Genomic DNA, 19546 nt, shown 5'->3' with positions numbered 1-19546 from the left:
GCAGGGTATGGTCTTGTCAAAATGTTAAAAACAATTTATAATTAATAGATACCCTGAAAGGAAGAGCAGCATGAACTTAGAAGAATTGAAACAACGACAGGAGAAGATTCGAAACTTCTCTATTATCGCCCATATTGACCACGGGAAGTCAACGCTGGCAGACCGCATTTTGGAAAAGACGGAGACAGTTTCTAGTCGTGAAATGCAAGCCCAACTTTTGGATAGTATGGATCTTGAGCGTGAACGTGGGATTACCATCAAACTTAATGCCATTGAGCTCAATTACACTGCAAAAGATGGTGAGACCTATATTTTTCACTTGATAGACACACCTGGGCACGTGGACTTTACTTACGAAGTTTCACGTTCGCTAGCTGCCTGTGAAGGAGCGATTTTGGTGGTTGATGCGGCCCAAGGGATTGAGGCGCAAACTCTTGCCAACGTTTATCTAGCATTGGACAATGATTTGGAAATTCTGCCAGTCATTAACAAGATTGATCTACCAGCTGCTGATCCAGAGCGTGTTCGTACAGAGATTGAGGATGTCATCGGACTAGATGCCAGCGAAGCTGTCTTAGCTTCAGCCAAAGCTGGTATTGGTATTGAAGAAATTCTCGAACAAATCGTAGAAAAAGTGCCAGCACCAACTGGTGATGTTTCAGCTCCATTAAAAGCCTTAATTTTCGACTCGGTCTATGACGCCTACCGCGGGGTTATTCTCCAAGTTCGTGTTATGGACGGAGTGGTTAAACCTGGCGATAAGATTCAGCTTATGAGCAATGGCAAGACATTTGATGTGACCGAAGTTGGTATTTTCACGCCGAAAGCAGTCGGGCGCGATTTCCTAGCGACAGGTGACGTTGGTTATATTGCAGCTTCCATCAAGACGGTTCAAGACACGCGTGTCGGAGATACAGTGACCCTAGCAAGCAATCCTGCCGCAGAGCCATTGGATGGCTATAAGCAGATGAATCCTATGGTCTTTGCAGGTCTTTACCCGATCGAATCAAACAAGTACAATGACCTTCGTGAAGCCCTTGAAAAATTGCAGCTCAACGATGCCAGTCTGCAGTTTGAACCAGAAACATCGCAGGCGCTGGGATTTGGTTTCCGTTGTGGATTCCTTGGGCTTCTCCATATGGATGTTATCCAAGAGCGTTTAGAACGTGAGTTTAACATCGACCTCATCATGACAGCTCCGTCTGTTATCTATAAGGTTAACCAAACTGATGGTGAGTCTATGGATGTGTCTAACCCATCAGAGTTTCCAGACCCAACCAAGATTGCGACTATTGAAGAGCCGTATGTCAAGGCGCAAATCATGGTTCCGCAGGAGTTTGTTGGAGCGGTGATGGAATTGGCTCAACGCAAACGTGGGGATTTTGTGACCATGGACTATATTGATGATAATCGTGTCAATGTCATCTATCAAATTCCACTTGCTGAAATCGTCTTTGACTTTTTTGATAAGCTCAAGTCTTCGACACGTGGTTACGCAAGCTTTGACTATGAATTGTCAGAGTACCGTCCGTCTAAGTTAGTCAAAATGGATATCCTTCTCAATGGAGACAAAGTTGATGCCCTTAGCTTTATCGTTCACAAGGACTTTGCCTACGAACGTGGGAAACTCATCGTTGATAAGCTCAAGAAAATCATCCCTCGCCAACAATTTGAAGTGCCGATTCAAGCAGCTATTGGACACAAAATCGTGGCTCGTACGGATATCAAGGCCCTTCGTAAGAACGTACTTGCCAAGTGTTACGGTGGTGACGTTTCTCGTAAACGCAAACTCCTTGAAAAACAAAAAGCTGGTAAGAAACGCATGAAGGCTATTGGATCAGTAGAAGTCCCACAAGAAGCCTTCCTTAGCGTCTTAAGCATGGATGAAGAATAGAAATAAAAAACAAAACTCTTGAAGATTTTTCAAGAGTTTTGTTTTAAATGAGAGCGATAAAATCGGAAACTAACAGAACAGATTAGGTTAGAATTTGACAGAAGTTCTTATTTTTCTTATAATGCAGATGGAAAGGTGGTAGGATGAAAAAATTATTAATTTTAGGTACTGTAGTTACTGCTAGTGTTTTTCTAGCTTCATGCTCCAATAAATCACAAACAGCAACCGAAGAAAGTTCGTCTGCAGTTGTTAGTTCTTCTAGCAGTCAGGAAACGAGTAGCTCTAGCTCTGACGTTTCTGAAGCGAAAAAGGAAGAGACGCAAATCATTGGTTCGAATGAATATGGTTTTGTCAAGGTACCCAAATCATGGGTTCGATTCCATGAAGTAGAAGGTGGAAATGATATACAGTATAGTGATGGAACAGATATCAACATTGTTACGCTGAATACCTTCAAGGCTGAGCAGTTTAATATCAGCGAAGAAGAATATGCTAAACTGGATGTTGTGGCTGTCTCATCTTGTATTTTAACTTCCAAAGAACAAAGCTCTGATTTCAGTAAGGTTTGGGGCTCCAAATCGACCATTGGAGGTTATGAAGCCTATGTTGTCAATGCAATTGCTAAGTCAGGGAAATACCTCGTTACTTGGGTTTTCCGATCAAATGATGGTAAAATCCGCTATGTTTCACTTGAAGGGGATGGGGAAACTTTAAAAACAATCTTACCGATGGTTGAAAGTAGCTGGTCAAATACTAAAGCTAAAGCTGAATAAATGAAAAAAAGAAGATTCTTGGTCTTCTTTTTATTTTTTTACGAATAGATAGATGAGTAGAAAAAGAAATGGAGTTGTATATGAAGATCACAAACTATGAGATTTACAAATTGAGAAAAGCTGGGCTGACAAATCAACAGATTTTAACTGTTCTTGAATACGATGAGACTGTAGATCAGGAGCTCTTGCTAGGTGACATTGCAGAAATATCGGGATGCCGTAATCCTGCTGTCTTTATGGAACGCTATTTCCAGATAGATGATGCACAGTTGGAGAAGGAGTTCCAAAAATTCCCATCCTTCTCGATTCTAGACGACTGTTATCCTTGGGATCTGAGTGAGATTTATGATGCTCCAGCGATCTTGTTTTATAAAGGGAATCTAGACTTATTGAAATTTCCAAAGGTTGCTCTTGTAGGGAGTCGTTCATGTTCTAGTCAGGGAGCAAAGTCAGTTCAGAAAGTCATTCAAGGTTTGGAAAACGAGTTAATCGTGGTCAGTGGTTTGGCCAAAGGGATTGATACGGCTGCCCATATGGCTGCACTCCAGAATGGAGGAAGAACAATTGCTGTCATTGGAACAGGATTGGATGTTTTTTATCCCCGCGCCAATAAACGTTTGCAGGAACACATTGGCAATCACCATTTGGTACTTAGCGAATACGGACCAGAAGAGGAACCCTTGAAATTTCACTTTCCAGCTCGTAATCGAATCATAGCAGGACTGTGCCGTGGCGTTATTGTAGCAGAGGCAAGGATGCGTTCAGGGAGTCTCATCACCTGTGAGCGTGCCATGGAGGAAGGGCGTGATGTCTTTGCCATTCCAGGAAACATTTTAGATGGCCATTCAGATGGCTGTCACCACCTGATTCAAGAGGGAGCAAAACTGATTTCCAGCGGTCAAGATGTGCTGGCTGAGTTTGAATTTTAAGGAGAAATTTGTTCCCTCAGATAAACTTTTCTTCTATATATAGTACTTAGGTCTTGACAGCTATAGAAAAATGGTTTACACTTTATAAAGTTTATTACTTTGAAAAGGTGTGATAGTGTGGCTACGGCAACAAAGAAGAAAAAATCAACAGTTAAAAAAAATCTAGTCATCGTAGAGTCTCCTGCCAAGGCGAAAACGATTGAGAAATATCTAGGCAGAAATTACAAGGTTTTAGCCAGTGTCGGGCATATCCGTGATTTGAAAAAATCCAGTATGTCGGTCGACATTGAAAATAACTATGAACCGCAGTATATCAATATCCGTGGAAAAGGCCCTCTCATTAATGACTTGAAAAAAGAAGCTAAAAAGTCCAATAAAGTCTTTCTGGCGAGTGACCCGGACCGTGAAGGAGAAGCAATTTCCTGGCATTTGGCTCATATCCTTGATTTGGATGAGAATGATGCCAACCGTGTGGTTTTTAATGAAATCACCAAAGACGCAGTAAAAAATGCCTTTAAAGAACCTCGCAAGATTGACATGGACTTGGTCGATGCCCAACAAGCTCGTCGTGTCTTGGACCGCTTGGTAGGGTATTCGATTTCGCCTATTTTGTGGAAAAAGGTTAAGAAGGGCTTATCAGCAGGGCGCGTGCAGTCGGTTGCCCTTAAGCTCATCATTGACCGTGAAAATGAAATCAATGCCTTCCAACCAGAAGAATACTGGACAATTGATGGTGTCTTTAAGAAGGGAACCAAGCAATTTCAGGCTTCTTTCTATGGTATGAATGGTAAAAAGATGAAATTGACCACCAATGAAGAAGTCAAAGAAGTCTTGTCCCATTTGACTAGCAAAGATTTCACAGTAGACCAGGTAGATAAGAAAGAACGCAAACGAAATGCGCCCCTACCTTATACGACTTCAACCATGCAGATGGATGCGGCTAACAAAATCAATTTCCGTACTCGAAAGACTATGATGGTGGCTCAACAACTCTACGAAGGGATCAATATCGGATCAGGCGTGCAAGGTTTGATTACCTATATGCGTACAGACTCGACTCGTATCAGTCCTGTGGCTCAGAATGAAGCGGCAAGCTACATTAACGACCGTTTTGGTAGCAAGTATTCCAAGCATGGTAGCAAGGTGAAGAATGCCTCTGGTGCTCAAGATGCCCACGAAGCCATTCGTCCATCTAGTGTCTTTAACACACCTGAAAGCATCGCTAAGTACTTGGACAAAGACCAGCTCAAGCTCTATACCCTTATCTGGAACCGTTTTGTGGCTAGCCAGATGACAGGCGCTATCTTTGATACCATGGCTGTTAAATTGTCTCAAAATGGGGTTCAATTTGCTGCCAATGGTAGTCAGGTTAAGTTTGATGGTTATCTTGCCATTTATAATGATTCTGATAAGAATAAAATGTTACCAGATATGGCTGTTGGAGATGTGATCAAGCAGGTTAATAGCAGGCCAGAACAACATTTCACTCAACCACCTGCTCGCTATTCGGAAGCAACTCTTATCAAGACCTTGGAAGAAAATGGAGTTGGACGTCCGTCAACCTATGCTCCAACCATTGAAACCATTCAGAAACGTTACTACGTTCGTCTGGCTGCTAAACGTTTTGAACCAACAGAACTGGGAGAAATTGTTAATAAGCTCATCGTTGAATACTTCCCAGACATCGTCAATGTGACCTTCACAGCTGAAATGGAAGGAAAACTGGATGATGTCGAGGTTGGAAAAGAGCAGTGGCAACGTGTTATTGACGTCTTTTACAAACCATTCTCTAAAGAAGTAGCTAAGGCTGAATCTGAAATGGAAAAAATCCAGATAAAGGATGAGCCAGCTGGATTTGACTGTGAGGTTTGTGGCAGTCCGATGGTGATTAAGCTCGGTCGTTTTGGTAAATTCTATGCTTGTAGCAATTTCCCAGACTGCCGTCACACACAAGCTATTGTCAAAGAGATTGGAGTCGAGTGCCCAAGCTGTCATCAAGGACAAATCATCGAACGCAAAACCAAGCGCAATCGTATCTTCTATGGTTGCAATCGTTACCCAGAATGTGAATTTACTTCCTGGGACAAACCAATTGGACGTGATTGTCCAAAATGCGGACACTTCCTTGTGGAGAAAAAAGTCCGTGGTGGTGGAAAGCAGGTTGTATGTAGTAATGGCGACTACGAAGAAGAGAAGATTAAATAAAATGCAGAGTCCTGAAAATAAATTTCAGGCTCTTTTTTTGTTGATGCTTGACAAATTTCTCCCTTGTATGCGAAACTAGAGGAAGAGTAATTTATCTGGGAGAAATCATGCGTCTCATTTACCTAAGTATTGGCTTTATTTCACTGGCTTTAGCTATTATTGGAGTTGTCCTACCACTTTTACCAACAACTCCCTTTCTTTTGTTAGCTATCGCTTGCTTTTCAAAATCTTCTAAGCGTTTTGAAGACTGGCTTTATCATACAAAGCTTTATCAGACCTATGTAGCTGACTTTCGGGAAACCAAGTCAATAGCGCGAGAACGAAAGAAAAAAATCATCGTATCTATCTATATCTTGATGGGAATTTCTATTTACTTTGCCCCTCTTTTGCCAGTCAAAATCGGTCTGGGAGCCTTGACTATCTTTATCACCTACTATCTCTTTAAAGTCATTCCTGACAAAGAATAGATAAAAATAGTAGTTATTTGCCTTGATAAAAATGAAAGCATATCTAAAATAATATGATATAATAAATTTAAAGAAAACATCAAGGAGAATCAAATGATTTACGAATTTTGTGCTGAAAATTTGACCTTGCTTGAAAAAGCGATGCAGGCTGGAGCTCGTCGAATCGAACTTTGTGACAATCTAGCAGTGGGAGGAACAACACCTAGCTATGGAGTGACCAAGGCAGCGGTTGAACTGGCAGCTAACTACGATACGACCATTATGACTATGATTCGTCCACGTGGTGGCGATTTTGTCTATACTGATCTTGAAATAGCGATCATGCTAGAAGATATTCGTTTAACTGCGCAAGCTGGGAGTCAAGGAGTCGTTTTTGGGGTTTTAACTGCTGATAAGAAGTTGGATAAAGCTAATCTTGAGAAGCTGATTTCCGCATCTAAAGGAATGGAAATTGTTTTCCACATGGCTTTTGATGAATTGAGTGATGAAGACCAGTTGAAAGCTATTGACTGGCTCAGCCAAGCTGGTGTCACCCGTATCTTAACTCGTGCTGGTGTGTCTGGTGACTCGCTCGAGAAACGTTTTGAACACTATCACAGAATTTTGGGACATGCAAAAGGTAAAATTGAAATTTTACCAGGTGGTGGGATTGACTTGGACAACCGTCAAACCTTTATCGACCAACTAGGTGTGACACAATTGCATGGAACTAAGGTTGTCTTTTAAAAAATAGAAAGGAACTGCTAGCTTTTGGTAGCAGTTTTCACTTATGTTTGAAATTTTTAAATCTTATCAGTTTAATAAAGAAAAAGCTTCTGCCTATGGTTTTGTAGAAAATGGAGAAGTCTGGACCTATAGTTGCCAGATTTTGCAGGGTGAATTTTTCATGACAGTCTCCATCACTCCTGATAATGTGAGTTTTCTTGTCTTTGATCAGGAAACGGGTGACCTCTATCCTCAAGTACATATGGAAAGTATGCGGGGAAGTTTTGTAGGAAGTGTCCGTGAGGCTTGTTTGGAGATTCTTTATCAGATTCGGAAGGTTTGCTTTGATGTTCAGGATTTTATCTGTCCGCAGACTATGCGTATCATGTCTCAAGTTCAGGAAAAGTATGGTAATCAGTTGGAGTATCTGTGGGAAAAGTCGCCTGATACAGCTGTATTGCGCCATGAAGGTAATCAAAAATGGTACGCTGTTTTAATGAGAATTCCTTGGGATAAGCTGGAAAAGGGCAGAGAAGGGCTAGTTGAAGCAGTCAATATCAAACACGACCAAGTAGTGGATTTACTTTCACAAAAAGGCGTATATCCTGCCTTTCATATGAACAAACGTTACTGGATTAGTCTTGCTCTTGATGATAGTTTATCTGATGATGAAGTTCTAGATTTGCTAGAAATCAGTTGGAATTTGACTTTGAAAAAGTAAGGAAATTCCCTTGTGTTTTCAAATACTTTCAATTAGCAAAATATTCTTTACTGAAGAAATTTTCAGAAAATATTGGATTTTTTCTTGACAAGAGATTTTTCCTATGCTAAAATACTTAACAAGACATCAAATGAAGGAGAAAGTCAAACATGAAAACAGCTAAGTTTAATCAATTTGCTTTGTTGTTGAGGTACTCGGGCTAGTGCAGAAGCATTAGTCCTGTTTGGCTTACCAAGCGGGAGTAAATCAACATCTCGCTTGGGATTCTGAGCGAGATGTTTTTTTAAAACCATATTTGGAAAAGGGGAAATCTTATGCGTAAAGTTGAATTTTTTGATACAAGCCTTCGTGATGGGGAACAAACTCCTGGTGTTAACTTCTCAATAAAGGAAAAAGTTTCCATTTCAAGACAGCTGGAGAAATGGGGGATTTCTGTAATTGAAGCTGGTTTTCCTGCTGCTAGTCCAGATTCATTTATAGCCGTTCAAAAAATTGCTAGAGCCATGAAAAAAACAGCAGTGACAGGATTAGCTCGTTCTGTAAAATCGGATATTGATGCTTGTTATGAGGCTCTTAAGGATGCCAAGTATCCACAAATTCATGTCTTTATCGCGACCAGTCCGATTCACCGCAAGTATAAACTCAATAAGAGCAAGGAAGAGATTTTAGAAGCTATCAAGGAGCATGTTTCTTATGCACGTTCTAAGTTTGAAGTTGTCGAGTTCTCTCCTGAAGATGCGACTAGAACAGAGTTGGATTTCCTCTTACAAGTCGTTCAAACAGCGGTCGATGCAGGTGCCTCTTATATCAATATCCCTGACACAGTTGGCTTTACGACTCCAGAAGAGTTTGCACGCATCTTTGATCACTTGACTGAGAATATTAAATCAGATCATAAAGTTGTCTTTGGTGTTCACTGTCACGATGATCTCGGTATGGCAACTGCAAATACTTTGACAGCAATTAAACACGGTGCTGGACGTGTCCAGGGAACTATTAATGGTATTGGTGAACGCGCAGGTAATGTTGCTCTTGAAGAAGTAGCTGTTGCTTTGAAGATTCGTGAGGATTTCTTCCAAGCAACTAGTGATATTGTTTTGGATGAAACAATGAATACGTCAGAAATGGTTTCTCGCTTCTCTGGTATTCCAGTTCCTAAAAACAAGTCTGTCGTTGGTGGCAATGCCTTCTCTCATGAATCGGGTATTCACCAAGATGGAGTCCTTAAAAACCCTCTCACTTATGAGATCATCACACCTGAATTGGTTGGTGTTAAGAGTAATAGTCTTCCGCTTGGAAAATTGTCAGGTCGCCATGCCTTTGTTGAAAAACTAAGAGAACTGGCACTAGATTTTACAGAAGAGGATATCAAACCACTCTTCGCTAAGTTCAAGGCACTAGCGGACAAGAAACAAGAAATCACAGATGCAGATATTCGAGCTCTGGTAGCTGGAACCATGGTTGAAAATCCAGAAGGCTTTCACTTTGATGATTTACAACTTCAAACCCATGCGGACAATGACATCGAAGCGCTCGTTAGTCTAGCCAATATGGATGGTGAGAAAGTCGAATTTAATGCGACAGGGCAAGGTTCCGTTGAAGCGATCTTTAACGCTATCGATAAGTTCTTTAACCAATCTGTCCGCTTGGTTTCGTATACTATTGATGCGGTAACAGATGGGATTGATGCCCAGGCTCGGGTCTTGGTAACTGTTGAAAACAGAGATACAGAAACCATCTTTAACGCAGCAGGTCTTGATTTCGATGTATTGAAGGCTTCGGCGATTGCCTATATCAATGCCAATACCTTTGTTCAAAAAGAGAATGCTGGTGAGATGGGGCGTAGCGTTTCCTACCGAGACATGCCTAGTGTGTAAAGGAGAGGGCTATGACAAAGAAAATAGCAGCACTAGCAGGGGATGGAATCGGTCCAGAAATCATGGAAGCTGGTTTAGAGATTCTGGAAGCTCTAGCTTCAAAAACTAGCTTTGACTATGAGATAGATAGGCGGCCTTTTGGAGGGGCAGGTATTGATGCTAAGGGGCATCCCTTACCTGATGAGACCCTCAAGGCATGTAGAGGAGCAGATGCTATTCTCCTAGCAGCCATTGGTAGTCCCCAGTATGATGGTGCAGCGATTCGGCCTGAACAAGGCTTACTTACTCTTCGTAAGGAACTCAATCTCTACGCCAATATACGCCCAGTTAAGATTTTTGAGAGTCTCAAGCATTTGTCACCTCTCAAACCGGAAAGAATAGCTGGTGTGGACTTTGTCGTGGTGCGTGAGTTGACAGGAGGGATTTACTTTGGAGATCATATCCTTGAAGAGCGAAAAGCGCGTGATATCAACGACTATAGCTATGAGGAAGTGGAGCGGATCCTTCGAAAAGCCTTTGAGATTGCAAGAAATCGCAGAAAAATCGTTACTAGTATCGATAAGCAAAATGTTCTAGCGACTTCAAAACTCTGGCGGAGAGTAGCTGAGGAAGTTGCGCAGGATTTCCCAGATGTAACCTTGGAACACCAGTTGGTGGACTCAGCTGCCATGCTTATGATTACCAATCCTGCCAAGTTTGATGTCATCGTGACAGAGAATCTTTTCGGAGATATCTTATCTGATGAATCAAGTGTTCTATCTGGTACACTTGGAGTTATGCCATCAGCCAGTCATTCTGAAAAAGGTCCAAGTCTTTATGAACCTATTCATGGTTCGGCGCCTGATATTGCAGGTCAAGGAATTGCCAACCCTATCTCCATGATTTTGTCTGTTGCTATGATGTTGAGAGATAGCTTTGGACATTATGAGGATGCAGAGCGTATTGAGCGTGCTGTTGAAGCTAGTTTAGCGGCTGGCATTTTAACAAGAGATATTGGAGGACAGGCTTCGACCAAGGAAATGACAGAAGCCATCATTGAAAGATTATGAAGATAAATGAAGGAATCACGCTTGCCCTCTTGATTTGGAATTTGCTGATTTTCTTGATTTATGGCATTGACAAATCCAAGGCAAGAAGAGGTGCTTGGCGCGTCCCAGAGAAAATCTTACTCATTTTAGCCTTTACTTGTGGTGGTTTTGGTGCCTGGTTGGCAGGAATCATCTTTCACCACAAGACTAGAAAATGGTATTTTAAAACAGTTTGGTTTCTCGGGATGGTGACCACACTAGTAGCCTTATATTTTATTTGGAGGTAATGGATGGCAGGAAAATCGATTTTTGATAAATTATGGGACCGCCATGTCATCACAGGAGAAGAAGGGCAGCCCCAACTCATGTATGTGGACCAGCACTATATTCATGAAGTGACTAGTCCCCAAGCTTTTCAAGGATTACGAGATGCGGGGCGCAGATTGAGACGGCCCGACTTGACATTTGGAACCTTTGACCACAATGTACCAACGGTCAATATCTACGATATTCGAGATGTCATTTCTAAGGCTCAAATTGATAAGCTTGCTGAAAATGTTGAGGAGTTTGGAATTGAACATGCTGCACACGGTTCTGAAAAGCAGGGAATCGTTCACATGGTAGGTCCAGAAACAGGACGGACGCAACCAGGAAAATTCATCGTCTGTGGAGATAGCCACACAGCTACTCACGGAGCTTTCGGAGCTATCGCTTTTGGGATTGGGACCAGTGAGGTCGAGCATGTTTTTGCTACCCAGACACTCTGGCAAGTTAAACCCAAGAAAATGCTGGTAGAATTCACTGGTGTTCCTCAAAAAGGAGTTTATTCTAAGGATTACATTCTCGCCTTAATTGCCAAGTATGGTGTTGCTTGTGGTGTGGGATATGTGGTGGAATATCGTGGGCAAGCGATTGATGCACTGACCATGGAAGAGAGGATGACCATCTGCAATATGTCCATCGAGTTTGGCTCCAAGATGGGAATCATGAATCCAGACCAGACTACCTATGACTATCTCAAGGGACGGGAATGCGTTCCCGAAGCTTTCGAGGAGGCGGTTGCTGACTGGAAGACGCTTGTCAGCGATGATGATGCTGTCTATGATAAGGTTATCCGGATGGATGTCTCAGACTTGGCTCCTATGGTGACCTGGGGAACCAATCCTGCTATGGGCGTCGACTTTGACAGTAGTTTTCCAGAAATTAAGGATATGAATGATGAACGAGCTTATCATTACATGAACTTGGAGCCTGGCCAAAAGCCAGCGGATATTGAGCTAGGATATATTTTTATCGGCTCTTGTACCAATGCTCGACTCAGTGACTTACAGCTGGCTGCGCGGTTTGTCAAAGGGAAGAAAATTGCTCCCAATCTAACAGCTATCGTAGTCCCGGGCTCTCGTCCTGTCAAACGAGCAGCTGAGAAGTTGGGCTTGGATAAGGTCTTCTTAGATGCTGGCTTTGAGTGGAGAGACCCAGGTTGCTCTATGTGCCTAGGGATGAATCCTGACAAGGTCCCTGATGGTGTCCACTGCGCCTCAACCAGTAACCGCAACTTTGAAGACAGACAGGGATTTGGTGCTAAGACCCACCTCTGCAGTCCAGCCATGGCAGCTGCGGCAGCTATTGCAGGGCGTTTCGTAGATGTTCGGCAAATGCCAGAAGCCCAGTAAGGAGAGGATATGGAGAAATTTACAGTTTATACGGGAACGACTGTTCCTCTCATGAATGATAATATCGACACCGATCAAATCCTACCCAAGCAGTTTCTCAAGTTAATTGATAAAAAAGGCTTTGGTAAGTACCTCATGTATGCTTGGCGTTATCTGGATGACAAGTACACCGAGGACCCAGACTTTGTCTTTAACAGACCTGAATATCGGAGAGCAACTATCCTCATCTCAGGGGATAACTTTGGAGCTGGGTCCTCTAGGGAACACGCAGCTTGGGCCTTAGCGGACTATGGTTTTAAGGTCGTAATTGCAGGATCTTTCGGTGATATTCATTACAATAATGAACTCAATAATGGCATGTTGCCTATTGTTCAGCCCAGAGAGGTTAGAGAGAAACTAGCCCAGCTACAACCAAGTGACCAGGTAACTGTAGACTTGGAACAACAGAAAATTATCTCACCAGTCGGAGAATTCACTTTCGAAATCGATAGCGAATGGAAACACAAGCTCTTAAATGGTTTGGATGATATCGGTATTACCTTGCAGTATGAAGATTTGATTGCTGCTTATGAAAAACAACGACCAGCCTACTGGCAGGATTAGAAGAAAAATAGAAAAGGAAATAGAACTATGACAAAACACATTCAATGGAACGGAACACTTTCACAAGAAGGATATGACATTTTAAAAGGTGAGGGCGGATGTATTGTTTGCCCTACAAAAGTTGGCTACATCATCATGACTAGTGATAAGGCAGGTCTTGAACGCAAGTTCGCAGCCAAAGAGCGTAACCGTAACAAACCAGGTGTTGTTCTCTGCGGTAGCATGGATGAGCTTCGTGCTTTAGCACAACTTAACCCAGAAATTGAAGCCTTTTACCAAAAACATTGGGATGAAGACATTCTTCTTGGTTGTATCCTTCCATGGAAACCAGAAGCCTTTGAAAAACTCAAAGCGTATGGGGATGGCCGTGAAGAACTGATGACTGACGTGCGTGGTACTAGCTGTTTCGTTATTAAATTTGGGAAAGCTGGTGAACAATTGGCTGCCAAACTTTGGGAAGAAGGCAAGATGGTCTATGCCTCATCAGCTAACCCATCTGGTAAAGGTAACCGTGGTAAGGTAGAAGGTATCGGAGAACGTATCGAAGGAGCAGTGGACCTTGTCATCGAAGCAGACGACTATGTGGCATCTATCCAACCTGACAAAACGATTGAAACTCGCTACGAGCAAGGTGTGATGGTGTCTATGGTTGATAAAGACGGCAAACTAATCCCAGAACAAGGAGGAGCACGTTCAACTTCACCAGCGCCAGTTGTGATCCGCAAAGGGCTTGACATTGATAAAATCATGATACATTTATCAGATACCTTTAATTCATGGGACTACCGTCAAGGTGAGTATTATTAAGATTGAAAAAGTGGAGAGTTTACTTATTCTCCACTTTTTATATTTATATCACAAAAACCGAACAATATTATTTTATCAATGAAATTATTTGACAAAAACTGTACTTTGGCTTATAATAAGTCAAGGAAACGTCGGAAAAGACGTAGGGATGCGCAAGCATAGGTAGGTCATTACAAAAGAAACGAGACAGCAATATGTTAAATGAATTTCCAATTTTTGATTACGAAGATATTCAGTTGATCCCAAACAAATGTGTGATTAAAAGCCGTGCAGAAGCAGATACGAGTGTCACACTTGGAAATCACACTTTCAAACTACCTGTTGTACCAGCCAATATGCAGACGATTTTGGATGAGAATGTTGCAGAGCAACTGGCTAAAGGCGGATACTTCTACATTATGCACCGTTTTGATGAAGCGGGGCGCATTCCTTTTATCAAGCGCATGCACGATCAAGGGCTCATTGCTTCCATTTCTGTCGGTGTCAAGGACTACGAGTATGACTTTGTTGGCCAACTAAAGGCTGATGCTCCGGAATATATTACGATTGACATTGCTCATGGTCATGCGGATAGTGTGATTTCTATGATTCAGCACATCAAGAAAGAGTTGCCAGATACTTTTGTCATTGCTGGGAATGTGGGAACACCAGAAGCTGTTCGTGAATTGGAAAATGCTGGGGCGGATGCTACTAAGGTTGGAATCGGTCCTGGTAAGGTTTGTATTACCAAGGTAAAGACTGGTTTTGGTACAGGTGGTTGGCAGTTGGCTGCCTTACGCTGGTGTGCAAAGGCTGCGCGTAAACCGATTATTGCTGATGGTGGGATTCGTACTCATGGTGATATTGCTAAGTCTATCCGTTTCGGTGCTAGTATGGTCATGATTGGTTCCCTATTTGCAGGACATATCGAAAGCCCAGGAAAGACGATTGAAGTCGACGGCGAACAGTTCAAAGAATACTATGGTTCAGCTTCACAATATCAAAAGGGTGCTTATAAAAACGTGGAAGGAAAACGCATCTTACTTCCTGCCAAAGGGCATTTGCAAGACACCCTTACTGAGATGGAGCAAGATTTACAAAGTGCTATCTCTTATGCAGGTGGACGAAAGGTTGCCGATCTCAAGCACGTTGATTATGTGATCGTGAAGAACTCTATCTGGAATGGTGATACATCTCACTAAGAGACACTTAGTCCACCCATAAAAAACTTGTTATTAGAGCAAATTTCTGTTATAATAAGACAAGTTTCCACCCTTAGTGTAATGGATATCACGTAAGATTCCGGTTCTTGAGATGGGGGTTCGATTCCCTCAGGGTGGATGTAAACAGCCTTAGAAAGCCTTATTTAAAGGCTTTTTTCTTTATACTGCCCCTAAAATTGAAAAGTTTGTTGTAAAAAATGTTCAATTCCCCTCTAGTCCCGTTTTAAAGTGACTCAGGGGGCTTTTTTTGATATAATAAGAAGGACTGTTATCAGTTAGAAAGAGGTTGGTATGAAAGAATTACAAACTGTACTGAAAGACCGTTTTGCAATCGAATTTGCAGACAAAAACTTACTAAAAACTGCCTTTACTCATACGAGTTATGCCAATGAGCACCGCCTCCTAAAAATTTCACACAATGAGCGCTTGGAATTTTTAGGAGACGCTGTTCTGCAATTATTGATTTCAGAATACCTGTATAAAAAATATCCTAAGAAACCAGAGGGCGATTTGTCCAAGCTCCGTGCCATGATTGTCCGCGAGGAGAGTTTGGCTGGTTTTGCGCGTGATTGCCAGTTTGATCAGTTTATCAAGCTAGGAAAAGGGGAAGAAAAGTCTGGTGGGCGTAATCGTGACACCATTCTTGGCGATGCCTTTGAAGCCTTTCTGGGAGCATTGCTTTTAGACAAGGATGTGGCTAGGGTAAAAGAGTTTATCTATCAGGTCATGATTCCCAAGGTTGAAGCAGGTGACTTTGAAATGATTAAGGATTACAAGACACATCTGCAAGAGTTGCTCCAGGTCAATGGAGATGTAGATATTCGCTACCAGGTTATCTCTGAGACAGGGCCTGCTCATGATAAGGTTTTTAATGTAGAAGTTCTGGTTGAAGGCAAGAGCATCGGAAAAGGCCAAGGCCGTTCTAAAAAATTAGCAGAGCAAGAGGCCGCCAAAAATGCAGTTGAGAAGGGGCTGGATTCATGTATTTAAAGGAAATTGAGATTCAGGGATTCAAGTCCTTTGCTGACAAGACCAAGGTCGTTTTTGATCAAGGTGTGACAGCTGTCGTTGGTCCAAATGGATCAGGAAAATCAAATATCACAGAAAGTCTGCGATGGGCCTTAGGGGAGTCTAGTGTCAAGAGCCTTCGTGGTGGCAAGATGCCTGACGTTATCTTTGCTGGGACTGAAAGTCGTAAACCGCTCAATTATGCTTCTGTTGTTGTGACCTTGGACAATGAAGATGGTTTTATCAAGGATGCAGGGCAAGTCATTAAGGTAGAACGCCATATCTACCGTAGTGGAGATAGCGAGTATCGAATTGATGGCAAAAAAGTCCGTCTCCGCGATGTACATGACCTTTTCTTAGATACAGGTCTGGGACGGGATTCCTTCTCTATTATTTCCCAAGGGAAGGTTGAGGAGATTTTCAATTCCAAGCCTGAAGAGCGTCGAGCTATTTTTGAAGAAGCTGCTGGAGTTTTAAAGTACAAAACTCGAAGAAAAGAAACAGAAAGCAAACTACAGCAAACTCAAGACAATCTAGACCGTTTAGAGGATATTATCTATGAGTTGGACAATCAAATCAAGCCCCTTGCAAAACAAGCCGAGAATGCTCGTAAGTTTCTGGACCTGGATGGTCAACGCAAGGCTATTTACTTGGATGTTTTGGTCGCTCAGATCAAGGAAAACAAGGCTGAACTAGAGCTAACAGAAGAAGAGCTAACGCAAGTTCAGGAGCTTTTGACTAGTTATTATCAAAAGCGTGAAGAGTTAGAAGAAGAAAATCAAACTCTTAAAAAGAAACGTCAGGAACTCCAAACTGAAATGGGGAAAGACCAAGGGAGCTTGATGGATTTGACTAGTTTGATCAGTGACTTAGAGCGAAAACTAGCCCTTTCAAAACTGGAATCTGAGCAAGTAGCCCTCAATCAACAAGAAGCACAATCCCGTTTGACTGCTTTGGAAGATAAGAGAAAGACTCTAAGTACAGAGAAGGCTGATAAAGAAGCGAACTTGGCACAGTTAGAGGAAAATCTAGCTGAAAATAACAAGGAACTCAATCGTTTAGAAGCAGAATTGCTAGCTTTTTCAGATGATCCTGACCAGATGATTGAACTCTTGCGCGAACGCTTTGTCGCTCTTCTACAAGAAGAAGCGGATGTCTCAAACCAGTTGACCCGCATCGAGAATGAACTAGAGAACAGCCGTCAACTCTCTCAAAAACAAGCAGATCAACTTGAGAAACTGAAAGAACAATTGGCTACAGCTAAAGAGAAAGCAAGTCAGCAAAAGACTGAGCTTGAAACTGCCAAGGAGCAGGTTCAGAAATTATTGGATGACTACCAAGCCAGTGCCAAGGAACAAGAGGAGCAGAAAGTTTCTTACCAAGCCCAGCAGAGTCAACTCTTTGACCGTCTGGATAGTCTCAAAAATAAGCAGGCTAGGGCCCAGAGTTTGGAGAATATCCTTAGAAATCATAGCAACTTTTACGCAGGTGTTAAGAGTGTTCTCCAAGAAAAAGACCGCCTAGGTGGGATTATTGGTGCAGTCAGTGAACATTTGACCTTTGATGTGCATTATCAAACTGCCCTAGAAATTGCGCTTGGCGCTAGCAGTCAGCATATCATCGTAGAAGATGAAAGCGCTGCAACCAAGGCGATTGATTTCCTAAAACGTAACAGAGCTGGCCGTGCAACCTTCCTTCCATTGACGACTATCAAGGCTCGTACAATATCTAGTCAGAATCAAGATACTATCGCAGCAAGTCCAGGCTTCCTTGGCATGGCTGATGAGTTGGTTATTTTTGATACTAGACTAGAAGCCATTTTCAAGAATTTGCTCGCTACGACGGCTATCTTTGATACTGTAGAACATGCGCGTGCAGCCGCTCGTCAAGTTCGTTACCAGGTGCGTATGGTGACACTGGATGGGACAGAGTTGCGTACTGGTGGTTCCTACGCGGGTGGTGCCAATCGTCAAAATAACAGTATTTTCATTAAGCCAGAACTAGAGCAATTACAAAAAGAAATTGCTGAAGAAGAAGCTAGTCTGCATTCGGAAGAAGAAAGTTTGAAGATATTGCAAGATGAGATGGCAGTATTAACAGAAAGATTAGAAGCCATCAAATCTCAGGGAGAACAGGCTCGTATTCAGGAGCAAGGTTTGTACCTTGCTTATCAACAAACCAACCAGCAAGTGGAAGAGTTAGAAACGCTTTGGAAACTTCAAGAAGAGGAATTAAATCGCCTATCTGAAGGAGATTGGCAAGCGGATAAGGAAAAATGCCAAGAGCGCCTTGCTACTATCGCAAGTGAAAAGCAAAATCTGGAAGCTGAGATTGAAGAGATTAAGTCTAACAAAAACGCAATTCAAGAACGTTATCAAAACTTGCAGGAACAAGTAGCGCAAGCACGCTTGCTTAAGTCAGAACTGCAAGGACAAAAGCGGTATGAAGTGACTGATATTGAACGCCTAGGAAAGGAATTGGATAATCTCAATTTTGAACAAGAGGAAATCCAGCGTCTTCTCCAAGAAAAGGTTGATAATCTTGAGAAGGTTGATACGGATCTGCTAGGTCAGCAGGCGGAAGAGGCCAAAACTCAGAAAACAAACCTCCAACAAGGTTTGATTCGTAAGCAGTTTGAGTTGGATGATATCGAGGGTCAACTGGATGATATTGCCAGCCATTTGGATACTGCTCGTCAGCAGAATGAAGAGTGGATTCGCAAACAAACACGTGCTGAAGCCAAGAAAGAAAAGGTCAGCGAACGCTTGCGCTATCTACAAGCTCAATTAACTGACCAGTACCAGATCAGCTACACTGAGGCTCTAGACAAAGCGCATGAGTTGGAAAATCTCAATCTGGCAGAGCAAGAGGTTAAAGATCTTGAAAAAGCTATTCGCTCACTGGGTCCAGTCAACTTGGACGCTATAGACCAGTACGAAGAAGTTCACAACCGTTTGGATTTCCTAAATAGTCAACGAGATGATATTTTGTCTGCGAAAAATCTTCTCCTTGAGACCATCACAGAGATGAATGATGAGGTTAAGGAACGCTTTAAATCAACCTTTGAAGCTATTCGTGAGTCCTTTAAAGAGACCTTCAGACAGATGTTTGGCGGAGGTCAGGCGGACTTGATATTGACTGAGGGCGATCTTTTAACAGCTGGTGTGGAGATTTCTGTCCAACCACCAGGTAAGAAAATCCAATCTCTCAACCTCATGAGTGGTGGTGAAAAAGCCCTATCTGCTCTGGCTCTGCTCTTCTCAATCATTCGAGTTAAGACCATTCCTTTCGTCATCTTGGACGAGGTAGAGGCGGCGCTAGACGAAGCCAATGTTAAACGTTTTGGGGATTACCTCAACCGCTTTGATAAGGATAGTCAGTTTATCGTCGTAACCCACCGTAAGGGGACGATGGCAGCAGCGGACTCTATCTATGGAGTTACCATGCAAGAATCAGGTGTTTCTAAGATTGTTTCGGTTAAATTAAAAGATTTGGAAGAAACAGTAGACTAGTTACCAAACGATAGCATCTCTTAGGAGGTGCTATTTTTTAAAACTAAAGCGCTAAATCTTCTCTTAAGGTCAGTTCAGGCGCAAAAAACGACATTTGGGATTTCCTCTTAGCGAAAAGACTTTCTCTATGATATAATAGTTT

At 42.3% G+C, this 19546-nt stretch carries 16 protein-coding genes and 1 tRNA gene; all 17 read left to right on the top strand.

From position 1 onward, the window contains the following. The first annotated feature begins 70 nt into the window (after positions 1-70). The 17 genes from lepA (at position 71) to smc (ending at position 19404) form a co-directional block, all read left to right on the top strand. Positions 71-1894, top strand: coding sequence for a translation elongation factor 4 (gene lepA, locus ACLV7H_RS05840; RefSeq protein ID WP_045591143.1), 1824 nt, complete (start codon positions 71-73; stop codon positions 1892-1894). Positions 1895-2037: 143 nt separating this feature from the next. Then, positions 2038-2667 carry a hypothetical protein gene (locus ACLV7H_RS05835; RefSeq protein ID WP_411866631.1) on the top strand — a complete coding sequence of 210 codons (630 nt, stop codon included), beginning with the start codon at positions 2038-2040 and terminating at the stop codon, positions 2665-2667. A gap of 80 nt (positions 2668-2747) precedes the next feature. After that, positions 2748-3596, top strand: a complete 849-nt coding sequence (dprA, locus tag ACLV7H_RS05830) for a DNA-processing protein DprA (RefSeq protein WP_411866630.1) — start codon at positions 2748-2750, stop codon at positions 3594-3596. A 117-nt stretch (positions 3597-3713) separates the two neighbouring features. Then, complete coding sequence (gene topA, locus ACLV7H_RS05825) at positions 3714-5801, top strand: type I DNA topoisomerase (protein WP_411866629.1); 2088 nt, start codon at positions 3714-3716, stop codon at positions 5799-5801. Positions 5802-5908: 107 nt separating this feature from the next. Then, entirely contained in the window at positions 5909-6268 is a 360-nt protein-coding gene (locus ACLV7H_RS05820) for a YbaN family protein (RefSeq protein WP_411866628.1), read from the top strand. 93 nt (positions 6269-6361) lie between these two features. Continuing rightward, positions 6362-6994: a copper homeostasis protein CutC gene (locus ACLV7H_RS05815; RefSeq protein WP_411866627.1), complete on the top strand. Its 633-nt coding sequence runs from the start codon at positions 6362-6364 to the stop codon at positions 6992-6994. A 43-nt stretch (positions 6995-7037) separates the two neighbouring features. Continuing rightward, positions 7038-7694, top strand: a complete 657-nt coding sequence (locus ACLV7H_RS05810) for an MmcQ/YjbR family DNA-binding protein (RefSeq protein WP_411866626.1) — start codon at positions 7038-7040, stop codon at positions 7692-7694. Positions 7695-8008: 314 nt separating this feature from the next. Beyond that, on the top strand, positions 8009-9571 hold the full coding sequence (locus ACLV7H_RS05805; protein ID WP_045591159.1) for a 2-isopropylmalate synthase: 1563 nt from the start codon (positions 8009-8011) through the stop codon (positions 9569-9571). A gap of 11 nt (positions 9572-9582) precedes the next feature. Further along, entirely contained in the window at positions 9583-10620 is a 1038-nt protein-coding gene (leuB, locus tag ACLV7H_RS05800) for a 3-isopropylmalate dehydrogenase (RefSeq protein WP_411866625.1), read from the top strand. Next, positions 10617-10886: a DUF1294 domain-containing protein gene (locus ACLV7H_RS05795; RefSeq protein ID WP_411866624.1), complete on the top strand. Its 270-nt coding sequence runs from the start codon at positions 10617-10619 to the stop codon at positions 10884-10886. The genes leuB and ACLV7H_RS05795 overlap by 4 nt, the downstream gene beginning before the upstream one ends. A gap of 3 nt (positions 10887-10889) precedes the next feature. Then, entirely contained in the window at positions 10890-12272 is a 1383-nt protein-coding gene (gene leuC, locus ACLV7H_RS05790) for a 3-isopropylmalate dehydratase large subunit (RefSeq protein WP_000907571.1), read from the top strand. A gap of 9 nt (positions 12273-12281) precedes the next feature. Continuing rightward, on the top strand, positions 12282-12875 hold the full coding sequence (gene leuD / locus ACLV7H_RS05785) for a 3-isopropylmalate dehydratase small subunit (RefSeq protein WP_411866623.1): 594 nt from the start codon (positions 12282-12284) through the stop codon (positions 12873-12875). Between the two features lie 27 nt (positions 12876-12902). Next, positions 12903-13682: an L-threonylcarbamoyladenylate synthase gene (locus tag ACLV7H_RS05780; RefSeq protein WP_411866622.1), complete on the top strand. Its 780-nt coding sequence runs from the start codon at positions 12903-12905 to the stop codon at positions 13680-13682. A gap of 194 nt (positions 13683-13876) precedes the next feature. Then, positions 13877-14863 carry a GMP reductase gene (locus tag ACLV7H_RS05775; protein ID WP_411866621.1) on the top strand — a complete coding sequence of 329 codons (987 nt, stop codon included), beginning with the start codon at positions 13877-13879 and terminating at the stop codon, positions 14861-14863. A gap of 67 nt (positions 14864-14930) precedes the next feature. After that, a tRNA-Arg gene (locus ACLV7H_RS05770) sits at positions 14931-15002 on the top strand. A 173-nt stretch (positions 15003-15175) separates the two neighbouring features. Beyond that, positions 15176-15874 carry a ribonuclease III gene (rnc, locus tag ACLV7H_RS05765; RefSeq protein ID WP_411866620.1) on the top strand — a complete coding sequence of 233 codons (699 nt, stop codon included), beginning with the start codon at positions 15176-15178 and terminating at the stop codon, positions 15872-15874. Next, positions 15865-19404, top strand: coding sequence for a chromosome segregation protein SMC (smc, locus tag ACLV7H_RS05760; RefSeq protein ID WP_411866619.1), 3540 nt, complete (start codon positions 15865-15867; stop codon positions 19402-19404). Before rnc ends, smc begins: the two co-directional genes overlap by 10 nt. Positions 19405-19546 lie beyond the last annotated feature (142 nt).

The organism is Streptococcus oralis (genome assembly GCF_965111685.1).
Classification (GTDB): Bacteria; Bacillota; Bacilli; order Lactobacillales; family Streptococcaceae; genus Streptococcus; species Streptococcus oralis_B.
This window is presented reverse-complemented; position numbering and strand designations above follow the sequence as displayed.

What these genes read in the sequence shown, in the direction of transcription:
- rnc (WP_411866620.1), top strand. Translation starts at nt 15,176, where the DNA reads ATGAAAGAATTACAAACTGTACTGAAAGACCGTTTTGCAATCGAATTT.
- ACLV7H_RS05775 (WP_411866621.1), top strand. Translation starts at nt 13,877, where the DNA reads ATGTTAAATGAATTTCCAATTTTTGATTACGAAGATATTCAGTTGATC.
- ACLV7H_RS05815 (WP_411866627.1), top strand. Translation starts at nt 6,362, where the DNA reads ATGATTTACGAATTTTGTGCTGAAAATTTGACCTTGCTTGAAAAAGCG.
- ACLV7H_RS05835 (WP_411866631.1), top strand. Translation starts at nt 2,038, where the DNA reads ATGAAAAAATTATTAATTTTAGGTACTGTAGTTACTGCTAGTGTTTTT.
- leuC (WP_000907571.1), top strand. Translation starts at nt 10,890, where the DNA reads ATGGCAGGAAAATCGATTTTTGATAAATTATGGGACCGCCATGTCATC.
- dprA (WP_411866630.1), top strand. Translation starts at nt 2,748, where the DNA reads ATGAAGATCACAAACTATGAGATTTACAAATTGAGAAAAGCTGGGCTG.
- lepA (WP_045591143.1), top strand. Translation starts at nt 71, where the DNA reads ATGAACTTAGAAGAATTGAAACAACGACAGGAGAAGATTCGAAACTTC.
- leuB (WP_411866625.1), top strand. Translation starts at nt 9,583, where the DNA reads ATGACAAAGAAAATAGCAGCACTAGCAGGGGATGGAATCGGTCCAGAA.
- ACLV7H_RS05820 (WP_411866628.1), top strand. Translation starts at nt 5,909, where the DNA reads ATGCGTCTCATTTACCTAAGTATTGGCTTTATTTCACTGGCTTTAGCT.
- smc (WP_411866619.1), top strand. Translation starts at nt 15,865, where the DNA reads ATGTATTTAAAGGAAATTGAGATTCAGGGATTCAAGTCCTTTGCTGAC.
- ACLV7H_RS05805 (WP_045591159.1), top strand. Translation starts at nt 8,009, where the DNA reads ATGCGTAAAGTTGAATTTTTTGATACAAGCCTTCGTGATGGGGAACAA.
- leuD (WP_411866623.1), top strand. Translation starts at nt 12,282, where the DNA reads ATGGAGAAATTTACAGTTTATACGGGAACGACTGTTCCTCTCATGAAT.
- ACLV7H_RS05795 (WP_411866624.1), top strand. Translation starts at nt 10,617, where the DNA reads ATGAAGATAAATGAAGGAATCACGCTTGCCCTCTTGATTTGGAATTTG.
- ACLV7H_RS05780 (WP_411866622.1), top strand. Translation starts at nt 12,903, where the DNA reads ATGACAAAACACATTCAATGGAACGGAACACTTTCACAAGAAGGATAT.
- ACLV7H_RS05810 (WP_411866626.1), top strand. Translation starts at nt 7,038, where the DNA reads ATGTTTGAAATTTTTAAATCTTATCAGTTTAATAAAGAAAAAGCTTCT.